15 protein-coding genes are annotated in these 13,231 nt (G+C 66.6%); 8 read left to right on the forward strand and 7 right to left on the reverse strand.

The features are described 5' to 3' along the window. Positions 1-8 precede the first annotated feature (8 nt). From AC4D6D_RS16550 to AC4D6D_RS16560, 3 genes are all read right to left on the reverse strand, one after another. Positions 9-674: a methionine ABC transporter permease gene (locus AC4D6D_RS16550; protein ID WP_491328166.1), complete on the reverse strand. Its 666-nt coding sequence runs from the start codon at positions 672-674 to the stop codon at positions 9-11. After that, complete coding sequence (locus AC4D6D_RS16555; protein ID WP_491328167.1) at positions 671-1,636, reverse strand: methionine ABC transporter ATP-binding protein; 966 nt, start codon at positions 1,634-1,636, stop codon at positions 671-673. The genes AC4D6D_RS16550 and AC4D6D_RS16555 overlap by 4 nt, the downstream gene beginning before the upstream one ends. Positions 1,637-1,801: 165 nt before the next feature. Continuing rightward, the gene (locus AC4D6D_RS16560) at positions 1,802-2,662 is read right to left on the reverse strand and encodes a LysR family transcriptional regulator (protein WP_491328168.1); all 861 of its coding nucleotides are present in this window, start codon (positions 2,660-2,662) and stop codon (positions 1,802-1,804) included. A 97-nt stretch (positions 2,663-2,759) separates the two neighbouring features. On the opposite strand from AC4D6D_RS16560, the gene AC4D6D_RS16565 reads away from it, so the two are divergent. Continuing rightward, the gene (locus tag AC4D6D_RS16565) at positions 2,760-3,788 is read left to right on the forward strand and encodes a bile acid:sodium symporter family protein (RefSeq protein WP_491328169.1); all 1,029 of its coding nucleotides are present in this window, start codon (positions 2,760-2,762) and stop codon (positions 3,786-3,788) included. Here the strand turns inward: AC4D6D_RS16565 and AC4D6D_RS16570 are convergent. After that, positions 3,752-4,795, reverse strand: coding sequence for a phosphatase PAP2 family protein (locus AC4D6D_RS16570; RefSeq protein WP_491328170.1), 1,044 nt, complete (start codon positions 4,793-4,795; stop codon positions 3,752-3,754). The two genes, AC4D6D_RS16565 and AC4D6D_RS16570, sit on opposite strands and share 37 nt — an antisense overlap. Positions 4,796-5,002: 207 nt before the next feature. On the opposite strand from AC4D6D_RS16570, the gene AC4D6D_RS16575 reads away from it, so the two are divergent. Both AC4D6D_RS16575 and AC4D6D_RS16580 read left to right on the forward strand, forming a co-directional pair. Further along, a complete protein-coding gene (locus tag AC4D6D_RS16575; protein WP_491328171.1) occupies positions 5,003-6,019 on the forward strand; it encodes an LLM class flavin-dependent oxidoreductase in 1,017 nt (338 codons plus the stop codon). A 204-nt stretch (positions 6,020-6,223) separates the two neighbouring features. Beyond that, complete coding sequence (locus tag AC4D6D_RS16580; RefSeq protein ID WP_491328172.1) at positions 6,224-6,910, forward strand: response regulator transcription factor; 687 nt, start codon at positions 6,224-6,226, stop codon at positions 6,908-6,910. Between the two features lie 6 nt (positions 6,911-6,916). Here AC4D6D_RS16580 and AC4D6D_RS16585 read toward each other — a convergent pair whose 3' ends face one another. From AC4D6D_RS16585 to AC4D6D_RS16595, 3 genes are read right to left on the reverse strand one after another with little or no spacing between them, the layout of a single operon-like run. Further along, on the reverse strand, positions 6,917-7,087 hold the full coding sequence (locus AC4D6D_RS16585; protein WP_491328173.1) for a DUF1289 domain-containing protein: 171 nt from the start codon (positions 7,085-7,087) through the stop codon (positions 6,917-6,919). Continuing rightward, positions 7,084-7,986, reverse strand: a complete 903-nt coding sequence (dmeF, locus tag AC4D6D_RS16590) for a CDF family Co(II)/Ni(II) efflux transporter DmeF (protein WP_491328174.1) — start codon at positions 7,984-7,986, stop codon at positions 7,084-7,086. The genes AC4D6D_RS16585 and dmeF overlap by 4 nt, the downstream gene beginning before the upstream one ends. 11 nt (positions 7,987-7,997) lie before the next feature. Beyond that, the gene (locus AC4D6D_RS16595) at positions 7,998-8,273 is read right to left on the reverse strand and encodes a metal/formaldehyde-sensitive transcriptional repressor (RefSeq protein ID WP_491328175.1); all 276 of its coding nucleotides are present in this window, start codon (positions 8,271-8,273) and stop codon (positions 7,998-8,000) included. Between the two features lie 140 nt (positions 8,274-8,413). Between AC4D6D_RS16595 and AC4D6D_RS16600 the strand changes: the two genes are divergently transcribed. The 5 genes from AC4D6D_RS16600 to AC4D6D_RS16620 all read left to right on the forward strand — a co-directional run bounded on the left by AC4D6D_RS16600 (position 8,414) and on the right by AC4D6D_RS16620 (position 13,181). Further along, positions 8,414-9,397 carry an MBL fold metallo-hydrolase gene (locus tag AC4D6D_RS16600; RefSeq protein ID WP_491328176.1) on the forward strand — a complete coding sequence of 328 codons (984 nt, stop codon included), beginning with the start codon at positions 8,414-8,416 and terminating at the stop codon, positions 9,395-9,397. Then, a complete protein-coding gene (locus AC4D6D_RS16605) occupies positions 9,394-9,891 on the forward strand; it encodes a DNA-deoxyinosine glycosylase (protein ID WP_491328177.1) in 498 nt (165 codons plus the stop codon). The genes AC4D6D_RS16600 and AC4D6D_RS16605 overlap by 4 nt, the downstream gene beginning before the upstream one ends. Before the next feature lie 37 nt (positions 9,892-9,928). Continuing rightward, complete coding sequence (locus AC4D6D_RS16610) at positions 9,929-11,044, forward strand: zinc-binding dehydrogenase (protein ID WP_491328178.1); 1,116 nt, start codon at positions 9,929-9,931, stop codon at positions 11,042-11,044. A gap of 40 nt (positions 11,045-11,084) precedes the next feature. Continuing rightward, entirely contained in the window at positions 11,085-11,993 is a 909-nt protein-coding gene (locus AC4D6D_RS16615) for a LysR family transcriptional regulator (RefSeq protein WP_491328179.1), read from the forward strand. 138 nt (positions 11,994-12,131) lie between these two features. Continuing rightward, complete coding sequence (locus tag AC4D6D_RS16620; RefSeq protein WP_491328180.1) at positions 12,132-13,181, forward strand: NAD(P)-dependent alcohol dehydrogenase; 1,050 nt, start codon at positions 12,132-12,134, stop codon at positions 13,179-13,181. Positions 13,182-13,231: the final 50 nt, after the last annotated feature.

Raw genomic sequence — 13,231 nt, forward strand, 5'->3', positions numbered from 1 at the left:
GGGAAATCCTATTTACGGGTAAAATGCCGGACGAGACGGTCGCCCGCGGCCTGGAGGAACTGGACGAGAACGAGCAGCAGCACGACCGTCACCAGCATGACATCGGTCTGGAAACGCTGGTAGCCGAAGCGGATGGCGAGGTCGCCCAGCCCGCCCGCGCCGACCGCACCGGCCATGGCGGTGAACGAAATGAGCGCAATGGCGGTGACGGTCGCGGCGGCGATGATCCCCGGCAGGGCCTCGGGCAGCAACGCGCGGAACACGAGGTCGCGCGTGGTTGCCCCCATGGCCTGCACGGCTTCCACGGTATTGCGGTCGACTTCGCGCAGGGCGGTCTCGACGAGGCGCGCGAAGAACGGCGCCGCGCCCACCACCAGCGGCGGGATCGCGCCCGCCACGCCCAGCGAGGTGCCCATCAGGAGCACCGTCAGCGGGATCATCACGATCAGCAGGATGATGAAGGGCACCGAGCGCAGCAGGTTCACCACGAACGCCAGCGCGCCATGGCTCCAGCGGTTCTCCCAGGCCTGACCCGCCCCGGTCAGGAACAGCAAGACGCCGAGCGGCAGGCCCAGCAGCACGGTCAGCGCCAGCGATCCGCCGAGCATGGTCAGGGTATCGAGGCAGGCCTGGGCGATCTCGGCCCAATCGACGTTCACGAAGAAAGTGCTCATTCCACGTCGCCCTTCTCGCGCAGCGCCGCAATGGCACGGGCGGTGTCGCCCCCCAGCAGGCCCAGTGTCAATCTCCCGAAGCTGGTGTCCTTGAGGCGGCCGATGCGGCCGTCGAGAATGATGAAGTCGGTGCCGGTATCCCGCGCGATGCGCGTCAGCACCGGGTCGAGCACGGCGCCGCCATGCAGGGTCAGCCGCACGATCGGGCCATCGAAGCCGATCGGTTCGGCATGCTCGCCGGATTCGTCGATCAGCGCGCGGGTCTCGCTGGCCTGCGGGCGGAGGAACACGTCGGCGACCGTCCCGGTCTCCACCGCGCGTCCGGCATGGAGCACGACCACCCGGTCGCAGACCTGTCGCACCACGTCCATCTCGTGGGTGATGAAAACGATCGTCAGGCCGAGTTCGCGGTTGAGATCGGCGATCAGGGCGAGGATCGAGCGCGTGGTCTCGGGATCGAGCGCGCTCGTCGCCTCGTCGCAGAGCAGTATTTCGGGATCGGTGGCGAGGGCGCGAGCAATGCCCACGCGCTGCTTCTGGCCGCCGGAAAGCTGGGCCGGGTACTTGCCGCCATGATCGGAAAGGCCGACGCGCGCCAGCAGCGCCGGGACTTTCGCGGCGATCTCCGCCTTCGAGGCTCCGGCAATGCGCAGCGGCAGGGCGACATTGTCGAACACCGTGCGCGAGGAGAGCAGCCCGAAGTTCTGGAAGATCATGCTCACGCGCCGCCGCAGCGCCCGCAGTCCTGCGGGGTCCAACGCGGCGACATCGGTGCCATCGATCAGCACCCGCCCGGAGGTCGGTCGTTCCAGCCCGTTCAACAGGCGGACCAGCGTGGACTTGCCCGCGCCAGAGCGGCCGATGATGCCGAACACCTCGCCCCGCGCGATCTCCAGATCGACACCGGCCAGCGCCGCATGGGTGCCGCCGAACGCCTTGTGGACGCCTTCAAGACGGATCATGCGCCGATCACCCGGCAGGATTGAGGAAACTGGATCAAAACGCGCATTATCTCCGAACCGGCAGAAACATGGGAAAAGAGCGCCAATAGCGAAGCATGGCCCCAGCATCCAGTGCCCGGCGGACGCCCGCCGATTCAAATTTTCTCATAAGTCGCAAAGGCGGGATTACCGGCCTCCCTGAACACCCGACCATTGCAGGATCGTCGCCACGAGCGCATCGACGACCGGATTCGCACCGCCCGGCCCGATCACCACGAAGCGGATACGGGGCAATTCGGGCAATCCGCTGCGGCTCGGCTGCACGACGAGGCCCGGCGGCAGCAGCCGCGCCGAATGCGGCAACAGCCCGATCCCTGCCCGCGCCGCCGCGCTCAGGCCGGTCAGTCCGGCGCTGGTGAAGGCCACCCGCCATGTCCGCCCCGCCCGCTCCAGCGCCTCGACGGCGCGCATGCGCGTCACGCTCGGCGGCGGATAGAGCAGGAGCGGCAAAGGCACTTCCGGGTCGATGCGGAAATCGGGATGGGCAGACCAGACGATCGGCTCCTCCCAGGCGACCGTGCCGCGCCGGTCGCCCTCGCGCTGCTTGACGAAGATGAGGTCAAGCAGGCCTGCGTCGAACGCCTCGTAAAGGTTCTCGCTGAGACCTGCGCGCAGTTCGAGATCGACGTCCGGGTGGCGGCGCACGAAAGCGGCCAGCACGTCCGGCAGGGCCGAGAGCACGAAGTCCTCGCAAGCGCCCAGCCGCAGCCGCCCGCGCAGCGGCACGGCTGAAAGGTAGCTCTGCAATCGGGCATGGCCGTCGAGGATCGAGCGGGCATGGGCCAGCAGCACCTCTCCGTCTGCCGTGAGCGCCATCCGGTGCGTGCTGCGATCGATGCAGCGGCGGCCGGTGCGCTGCTCCAGCCGCTGGATCTGCTGGCTGACGGTCGATTGCCCCACCCCCAGAGCGCGCGCCGCGCCGGTGAAGCTGCCCGCCTCGGCCACGGCGACGAAAGTCTGGATAAGATCTACGGGGATGAGTTCCATGGATTATCACCTTACATGATGACTGTTATCTGATCCATCGTAATTGTGAATGTGGGGAGTGGCATTTACTTGGGGCCTGCACAAAGAAAGCCCTGCCATGACGACACCGTTCCGTTCCGCCGCCGCGCTGATCTCGCGCATTCCCGGCGACCGCTTCCTGATCCTGCTGATCGCCACCGTCGCGCTGGCGGCGTGGCTCCCGGCCGAGGGCTTAGGCGCCGTTCTGGCGGAAAAGGCCGTGGTTGCCGCCGTCGCCGCGCTGTTCTTCCTCTATGGCGCGCGGCTGGCGCCCGAGGCGATCTGGAACGGACTTTCGAATTGGCGGCTCCAGGCGCTGGTCTTCGCGAGCACCTATGTGCTGTTTCCGCTGATCGGGATCGCCGTTGCCCTCGCCGTGCGCGGCCACTTGCCGCAGGATGTCGTGACGGGGCTGTTGTTCCTCTGCCTGCTGCCCTCGACCGTGCAGTCCTCGATCGCCTTCACCTCGATCGCGCGCGGCAACGTCCCGGCGGCGCTGTGCAGCGCCTCGCTGTCCAACATGCTCGGCGTGGTACTGACGCCGATCCTCGTGTCGCAGCTCCTCCCCGCCGCGACCGGCGGCTTCTCGCTGAAGGCCTTGGAGGACATCGCCCTGCAGATCCTGCTGCCCTTCGTCGCCGGACAGGTCGTGCGTCCGTGGATCGCGGACCGGCTGAAGCGCCACCCGGTGCTGACTTCGGTGGTCGATCGCGGTTCGGTGCTGGTGGTGGTCTATGCCGCGTTCAGCGCGGGCATGGTCGCCGGAATCTGGAACCAGATGTCGGTTCCGGGACTGGCAGCGATCCTCGGCATTTCGCTGGCGGTGCTGGCGCTGGTCATTCTGGCGACGACACTGGCGAGCCGCGCCCTGTCCTTCCCGATCGAGGACGAGATCGCCGTGGTCTTCTGCGGCTCCAAGAAGAGCATGGCAGGCGGCATTCCCATGGCGACGATCCTGTTCCCCGGCCATGCCGTGGGGCTGATCGTCCTGCCGCTGATGCTGTTCCATCAGGCCCAGCTGTTCGTCTGCGCGACGATGGCCCGTCGCTACGCCCGGCGGGACGAGGCCCGTCAGGCCCTGCCGGTTTCCGTCAGCCAATTGCGGTAGAAGCCGACCAGCATCAGCGCGGTCACGGCGACGATCGCGCCGAGAATCATGTCACTGAGATAGTGCGTGCCCTCGACCGGCGTGGACAGCAGCATCAAGGCATTGAGCGTCAGCAGCGGCCAGCGCAGCGAGGGCACCCGCCAAGCCGCGACGATGTAGAGCACCGCCGCCGCCGTATGGAAACTCGGCGCCGAGACCAGCCCGCGCAGCTGCCCCAGGTCCACCACATGCACCGAGTGAGCGCGCAGGGCCGGGATCAGGCCGGGCTGCCATAGCTCGCTCTCCGGCATGTAGATGATCGGCCCGTGCCACAAATAGGAAAACGGCCCGACCGCGGGCATCAGGCTGAACAGGCAAAGGGTGATGACGGCCGCCAGCCAGAACGTCGCGAGAAAGTGGTAGGCGCGGTCGTGGCGCCCCGTCCACGCCGCCACGCCCAGCAGCAGCGCGGGCGTCACGTAGATGCTGCGGTAGACCACCGTTCCCAGCACTTGCAGCGCGGGGTGCGCGGCGACGCACTTGTACCAGACGATCCAGTCGAAGCCGAGCGCCCTATCGATCCGCTGCAACTTCGCATCGGCATAACCGTGAGTCAGCCCGGAGACCGGATAACTGGCCGTCGCGCCCATCAGCGAGATCAGCATGAACAGCGCCGCATATTCGCTGAAATGCGCCAGCGGCGCAGCATGGCGCCAACCGGTTCGGGGGAGGCCGAAGCGCAACCCCAGCGTAAGCAGACCGGCGGCAGCAAACGGCACATTGCTCGCACGCCAGGGGTCGATGCGCAATTCCGCGAAATGCATGAGCGCGTAAAGGGCAATCAGGCTTGTCGTCATGGCCAGGAACAGGTGTCGACGCAGGAAATACCATCCCTCGCCCGATTCCGGCGCAGGAAGCGGCGCCTCGGCATCCGCTTTCAGGATGACGTTCAGCCCCGGCGGAGTGGCTCCCCGTGAATTCGCAGCCGGGGAAGAAGGGACGGGCCACGACCCCTGTGTCATTGTCATTTCATACTATCCAGGCAGACTTCGCACGCGGATCACCGGGCGCGGCGACCAACCCGAATCTCGATGAAGCGCCCATGAACCACGCCCCGGAGAAATGCGACATCTTTGCATGTCCCGACCCGCCCATCTGGCGGCGAAACCGTTTCTCCCTTGCGATTCCAGGGTGGCGAAACCACGTTGACGCCGTTAACGAGGTAGATCATCCCCATGAAGAAAATCGGTTTCCTGTCCTTCGGGCACTGGTCCCCATCGCCCTCCTCGGGCGCCCGGTCGGCCAGCGACGTGCTGCTCCAGTCGATCGACCTTGCCGTCGCCGCAGAGGAACTCGGCGCGGACGGCGCCTATTTCCGTGTGCACCATTTCGCGCAGCAGCTGGCCTCGCCCTTTCCGCTGCTGGCGGCGGTCGGCGCGAAAACGCGCCGTATCGAAATCGGCACCGGCGTCATCGACATGCGCTACGAGAATCCGTTCTACATGGCGGAAGACGCCGGCGCGGCGGATCTCATCGGCCAGGGTCGCCTGCAACTCGGCATCAGTCGCGGCTCGCCGGAACAGGTGATCGACGGATGGCGCTACTTCGGCTTCGCGCCCGCCGAGGGAGAGAGCGATGCCGACATGGGCCGCCGCCACGCGGAAGTCTTCCTGGAACTGCTCAAGGGCCAGGGCTTCGCGCAGCCCAATCCCAGCCCGATGTTCCCCAATCCCCCCGGCCTGCTCCGCCTGGAGCCGCATTCGCAAGGGCTGCGCGAACGGATCTGGTGGGGGTCCGGCGCCGATGCCACGGCGGTCTGGGCAGCGAAGATGGGCATGAACCTGCAAAGTTCCACGCTCAAGGCCGACGAGAGCGGCGAACCGTTCCATGTCCAGCAGGCCCGTCAGATCCGCGCCTATCGCGCGGCCTGGAAGGACGCCGGCCATGCCCGCGAGCCGCGCGTCTCGGTATCCCGCTCGATCTTCGCACTGATGAACGATCAGGACCGCGCCTACTTCGGGCGCGGCGACAGCAGCGACCAGGTGGGCATCATCGACAACATGCGCGCGGTGTTCGGACGCTCCTATGCGGCGGAACCGGATCGCCTGATCGAGCAACTGCGCGCCGACGAGGCGATCGCCGAGGCCGATACGTTGCTTCTCACCGTGCCGAACCAGCTCGGCGTCGCTTACAATGCCCATGTCCTGGAGGCGATTCTCACCCATGTCGCTCCGGCCCTGGGCTGGCGCTGAGTTCGGTCCCGCACGTGCACCCGACCGATACCATTATCGGTAAGCACCAGAGAACAAAGACAATTCCTGAAAGCAGCGGACAGCAGACATGACCACACGTGTTTCCCTCGGGAAACGTTTGCATGGCTTGTAACGGCCTGCCGCAAAATCAGCTCGCATGGACGGCATACCCCCCGAAAGGGGGGCTTGCCGCCTGTGTTCACTATGCGCCATTTGCTGCCTTGCCCGGCAGGAGAAACCGCGATTCACGCCCCCGAGACAGCGGCCAGCAAAGGTGCAGGTAAAGGCAGGGTCCTGATCGTCGACGACGATCCGGGCGTGCGAGAAGCACTATGCTCACTGCTGCGGGTGGAAGGCCATGCGGTCGCCTGCTTCGCCTCTGCCGGAGCCCTGCTCGATTCGACGCTTCCCGATACGGCGTGCTGCATCGTGGCGGACATGAAGATGCCCGGAATCGACGGGCTGGAATTGCTGGAACGCCTGAAACAACGCGGCGAGTCGGTCCCTGTGATCTTCCTGACCGGTTATGCCGACGTTCCGCTTTCGGTCCGCGCGATGAAGGCCGGTGCAGTCGACTTCCTCTCCAAGCCCTGCAACGAGGACGACCTGCTGGATGCCGTGGATCAGGCGCTGGAACGAAACCACGCCCGCCGCGCCGATGCCCGGCAGCGACATGCCGTGGAGCAGCGTTTCGACACGCTGACCCCGCGCGAGCGGCAGGTCATGGCCTGCGTGGTGCGGGGGCTGATGAACAAGCAGATCGCCTGGGAGCTGGAGATCAGCGAGATCACGGTGAAGCTCCACCGCTCCAGCCTGATGCGCAAGATGCAATTGCGCTCGGTGCCCGATCTCGTCCGCGCCTCGCAGGCGCTGGACCCGGCGATGGTGTAAGAAGGCCTACTTCGCCGCCAGCTTCTGCAGGCGACGAGGCAGTTCAGCCGAGACCTTGCGCTGCTGATGCGGCTGCGCCTTCTTCCAGGTGCGGCATTCCGGCTTGGTCCTGCCGCAGCCGCGACACCATCCGGTCTTGCCGTCGAACACGCAGAGTTCGATGCAGGGGGACTTCATGCCGGGCGCATCTCCACGGTCAGGTGGCCGAGTTCGTGGACCGGGCGCAGGCGCTGGCGGATCGTTTCGCCCGAAAGACCCGGCGCGGCGACCACGCTGACGATCCCGGCATGAACTTCCGGCCCGACGCGCCAGACGTGAAGGTCGGTGATCCGCGCGTCGCCCGGCCCTTCGACCAGCTCGCGCATTTCCCCGGCGACATGGGCATCGGCGGTATCGAGCAGGATCGCCGCCGTGTCGCGCAGCAAAGTCCACGACCAGCGCGCGATCACCACGGCGCCGACGATGCCCATGACCGCGTCCATCCAGACCCAGCCGAGATAGCGCCCCGCCAGCAGCGCGGCGATGGCCAGCACCGAGGTCAGGGCATCGGCCAGGACATGGACATAGGCGGAACGCAGGTTGTTGTCGTGTCCATGGCCGTGGTGATGATGCCCATGAGAGTGCCCGCCACCGAGCAGGAAGGCGCTGGCGATGTTCGCCAGCAGGCCGAGCACCGCGATCCAGGTGGCGGTGCCGAAAGCGACGGTCGCAGGCTGAAGCAGCCGCAGCGCCGATTCCGCGCCGATGCCGATGGCGACGATCCCCAGCACCAGCGCCGAGGCAAAACCGGCCAGATCGCCCACTTTGCCGGTGCCAAAGCTGAAGCGCGGGTTGCTGGCATGGCGCCGTGCGAAAGCATAGGCCCCCGCCGCCACCGAAAGCGCCCCGGCATGGGTCGCCATGTGGAACCCGTCGGCCAGCAGCGCCATCGAGCCGGTCCAGTATCCGGCAACGATCTCGCCCACCATCATCGCCGCCGTCAGCGCCACGACCCAGACCGTGCGCCGCGCGTTCTCGTCATGGGCGGCGCCGAGGAACATGTGATCGTGGGTATGTCCCGAGGGATCGATGGTCATGGCAGCTCGTCCTATTTCGCATAGCGGCGGATCACCGCCAGCAGTTCCTCGGCCCCTTCGGCCCGCTCGGCGTCGGTCAGACCCGGACGCGAGACATGCGCTTCGAGGTGGTCGGCGATGATCTCTTCCATCAGCCCGTTCACGGCGCCGCGCACGGCAGCGACCCGGTGGAGCACCGTCGCGCAGGAGGCGTCGCCGTTCAGCTCGCGCTCTACCGCAGCGACCTGACCGGCAATCCGGCGCACCCGCGCGATGAGGCTGTCCTTCGATTCGTGGAGATGTGACATACCCATACCCCCTACCCCTATTTTTCGGAGCGTCAAGCAGTGCCCGCCAGCACCGGAAAGAAGAAATCCCGGTCGGCGGTGCTTGAATGCCGGATTATCCTGCCGAAATAGGCGGTTCGAACCTGGAGGCCGCATTTCGGATGCCCGCGAAGAATCCCTATTACCAAGGCCCCGTCAGCGACCATTTCGACGGGGTGCGCTTCCATAACCTGCGCGATGAACCGGAAACCGACCGCTCGCTCGGAGAAGTGCTTAAGTGGCGGCGCACCGCGCCCGACAATCCCTGGCCGAAGACCACGCCGGTCACGCCGGTAGTGCCGGATGCGCGGGTAGAGGGCCTGCGCGTCACCATGGTCGGCCATGCCACGCTGCTGATCCAGATCGGCGGCTGCAACCTGCTGACCGATCCGGTCTGGTCGAACCGCGCCAGTCCCGTGACGTTCGCCGGGCCGAAGCGCGTGAACGTGCCCGGTATCGCGCTGGAAGACCTGCCGCCGATCGACGCGATCCTGCTCTCGCACAATCACTACGACCATCTCGACACCGCCATCCTGAAGGCGCTCCACGCCCACCATCGCCCACTGATCGTCACCCCGCTCGGCAACGACGCCATCGTCCGCCGCCACATCCCCGAGGCGCGGATCGCCACCGGCGACTGGGGCGACGCGATCGCCGTGAACCCCGCCGTAACCGCCCATGTGGTCCCTGCCCTGCACTGGTCCTCGCGCGGGCCGAGGGACCGGCGCATGGCGCTGTGGTGCGGCTTCATGGTCGAGACGGCGGGCAGGCTGGTCTATTTCGCGGGCGACACCGGCTACGGCTCCGGCGCGATCTTCCGCCGCCTGCGCGCCCAGTTCGGCCCCGTGGACCTCGCGATCCTGCCGATCGGCGCCTACGACCCGCGCTGGTTCATGGCGGCCCAACATGCCGATCCCGAGGATGCGATCCGGATCATGCTCGACCTCGATGCCCGCGCCGCGCTCGGCATGCACTGGGGCACGTTCAAGCTGACCGACGAACCCTGGCAGGACCCCGCCGAGCGGCTCCACGCGGGCCTGCTCGCGCAAGGCATCGATCCCCAGCGCTTTGCCGCGATGCTGCCCGCGCAGGTCGCCGAATTTTGAGGAAATCCGCCCTCCCGGCTTGCGTCAACGCCAAGACGCGGGTGCTCGTACTCGGCAGCCTGCCGGGAGAGCGCTCGCTTGCCGCGCGGGAATATTACGCCCATCCCTCCAACGCCTTCTGGTGGCTCATCGGCGAAGTCCTCGGCGAGAGCGACCTGCCGCAGCGGCCTTACGAGGAACGCCTGCCCCGCCTGCTGGCCCATGGCCTTGGCCTCTGGGACGTGATCGAAAGCGCCAGCCGCAAGGGCAGTCTCGACACCGCCATCCGCGACGCCGAACACCGAGACCTCGCCCTCTTCGCACGTAGCCTCCCCAACTTGCGGGCCATAGCGTTCAACGGCAAGAGCGCCGCCCAGCGCGGCCGCAGGCAATTGCGGGGCACGGAGCTCGCATGGGACCTGATCGACCTCCCCTCGTCCAGCGCCGCCCACGCCAGTCTCGGCCGAGTGGACAAACTCTCCGTCTGGAAGCAGTTGCAAGCCTATCTGGCGTAACTACCTTCGAGGACGAACAGAACAAAGGACTCCAAGGATGACGCTGACCGGACGCGAAATGCGCACCCACATCGACAAGGATGGAACCCTCACGCTCTCGCTGGAGAACCTCGCGATCGGCGAACCGGGCGACGACGAAGTGATCGTGCAGGTGGAAGCCGCCCCCATCAATCCCAGCGACCTCGGCCTGCTCCTCGGCCCCGCCGACCTCGCCACGCTCACCGAAGCGGACGGCTCGCTGCGCTTCCAGGTGCCCGAAAACCGACTACCGAGCGTGAGCGGGCGGATCGACCAATCGCTGCCGATCGGCAACGAAGCCGCGGGCACCGTGGTTGCCGCCGGGCGCAATGCCAAGGCGCTGGAAGGCAAGCGCGTCGGCATGATCGGCGGCGGCATGTATGCCGACTACCGCAGGATCGCGGCGAAGGACGTCGTGGCGCTACCCGAAGGCGCCGAAGCCGCCGACGGCGCGGCGATATTCGTGAACCCGCTGACCGCGCTCGGCTTCGTCGAGACCGCGCGCCGGGAAGGCCACAAGGCCATCGTCCATACCGCCGCCGCCTCGAACCTTGGCCAGATGCTCCAGAAGGTCTGCCTCGCAGACGGGATTCCGCTGGTCAACGTAGTCCGCTCGCCGGAGCAGGCGCAGATCCTGCGCGAGATCGGCGCCCAGCATGTCGTCAACAGCCGGGACGAGGACTTCACCGAACAGCTCACCGCCGCGATCCGCGAGACCGGTGCGACGATCGCTTTCGACGCCATCGGCGGCGGCACGCTGGGCAGCGACATCCTGCGCGCGATGGAACGCGCCGCCGTGGAAAACGCGGGCAGCTACAGCCGCTATGGCTCCGACACGTTCAAGCAGCTCTATATCTACGGCGCGCTCGATCTCGCGCCCACCACGCTCAACCGCATGACTTTCGGCTTCCAGTGGAGCGTAGGCGGCTGGCTGCTCTTCCCGTTCCTGCAAAAGGCCGGGCCGGAAGTCATCGCTCGCTTCCGCTCGCGAGTGCTGGACGAACTCACCACGACGTTCGCCAGCCGCTATACCCAGGTCGTCGGTCTTGCGCAGGCGCTGCAACCCGATGTCCTGCGCCAGTATGAGCGCAAGGCCACCGGGGAGAAGTTCCTGATCGATCCCCGACTGGGATAGACGCTGGACAAGGCTGCGTGGAGGATCGAAGACGGCTGACATGAAATTCAGCCGTTCCGATCTGGCAGACTTCGCCTATTTCCTGGCCATCGCCCGCAATCGCAGCTTTCGCCGCGCCAGCCTGGAACTGGGGATCAGCGCCTCTGCGCTCAGCCATGCGCTGAAGGGGCTGGAAGACCGCCACGGCGTGCGCCTGCTCAACCGCACCAACCGCAGCGTCACCCTGACGACGGCGGGCGAAGCCTTTCGCGACGCCATATCCGAGCACTTCGACGCCATCGACCATGCCGCCGAAGTGCTCAACCGCTTCCGCGACGCGCCCGCCGGGCGCATCCGCCTCAACGTGCCCGAAGACGCGGCCGAACTGATCCTCGCCCCGGTGCTACCCGTGTTCATCGAGCGTTATCCTGACATCGAGATCGACCTCTCGATCGACAACCGCATGGTCGACGTGATCGAGCAGGGTTTCGATGCGGGCATCCGCTACGGCGGCACCGTGCCGGAGGACATGATCGTCCAGCGCATCTCCCCGCCGCTGCGCTGGGTCGTGGCCGGATCGCCCGCCTATTTCGAGCGCTTCGGGGTGCCTGAAATGCCGCAGGACCTCGCCCGCCATCGTTGCATGAAAATCAGGCTCGGGAACGAGCGCATCTACAACTGGGAGTTCGACAAGGACGACGAGACGCAAGTCATCGCCGTACAAGGCCCGATCACCATCGGCAACTCCAGTATCGGTCTGCACATGGCCCGCAGCGGCGCCGCGCTGATCTATGCGGCGGAGCCGACGATCGCGGCGGACGTGGCTTCCGGACGGCTGCGGGTGGTGCTCGACGAATGGGGATCGATGGGGGGCGCCTTCCATGTCTACTACTCCAGCCGCCGCCAGCTACCCTCCGGTTTGCGCCTGCTGATCGATCTCATCCGCGAGATGCGGCCGCTAGGGCTTTGAGCGCTGCAATGATGAATTCCATTCATCGCCTTATTCGACGCGCGCGGGGGTGATCTCCGTTCCCGGGCGGCCTATCTGGGGCTCCGTGGCGGTTCCTTCCGCCCCCCCTTCCTCTCCCCGATCAAGGAACAAGCAACGATGACGAAAGCATATGGTGCCGTCACCGAGAACACGCCGCTCGTGGCGCTGGACATCGAACGCCGCGCCCCCGGCGCGCATGACGTGGCGATCGACATCGCCTATTGCGGTGTCTGCCATTCCGACCTTCACCAGGCGCGCGGCGAATGGGCCGGCACGCTCTACCCCTGCGTTCCCGGCCACGAGATCGTCGGCACGGTCAGCGCCATCGGCAGCGAAGTCTCCACCTTCAAGGTCGGCGACACGGTCGGCGTCGGCTGCATGGTCGACAGCTGCCAGCACTGCTCGTCCTGCGACGAGGGCCTGGAGCAGTATTGCGAGAACGGCTTCACCGGCACCTACAACGGCGCGACCGCCGATGCGCCGGGCCACACGCTGGGCGGCTATTCGCAGCGCATCGTCGTCAGCGACAAGTTCGTGCTGAAGATCAGCCACCCGGCCGAACAGCTCGCCGCCGTGGCGCCGCTGCTCTGCGCGGGCATCACCACCTGGTCGCCGCTGCGCCACTGGAACGTCGGCCCCGGCAAGAAGGTCGGCATCGTCGGTATCGGCGGCCTCGGCCACATGGGCGTGAAGCTCGCCCATGCCCTCGGCGCCCATGTCGTGGCCTTCACGACTTCGGACAGCAAGCGCGAAGCCGCTCTGGAACTGGGCGCCGACGAAGTCGTCGTCTCGCGCAATGCGGACGAGATGGCCGCTCATGCGAACAGCTTCGACTTCATCCTCAACACCGTCGCCGCCAGCCACGACCTCGATGCCTTCACCGCGCTGCTCAAGCGCGACGGCACGCTGACGCTGGTGGGCGTTCCCGAGCATGCCCACCCTTCGCCGACCGTCGCCGCGCTGATCTTCCGCCGCCGCGCCATTGCCGGCTCGCTGATCGGCGGGATCGCCGAAACACAGGAAATGCTGGACTTCTGCGCGGAGAAGGGCGTCGTCGCCGATATCGAGATGATCGACATCAAGGATATCAACGAGGCCTACGAGCGCATGCTGAAGAGCGACGTGAAGTACCGCTTCGTGATCGACAACGCCACGCTGGCGAACTGATCGCTTCCCCTGGCGGCTTCGGCGTTCATGACGCCGGAGCCGTCCTCGGG

This window comes from Novosphingobium sp. BF6 (genome assembly GCF_058273105.1).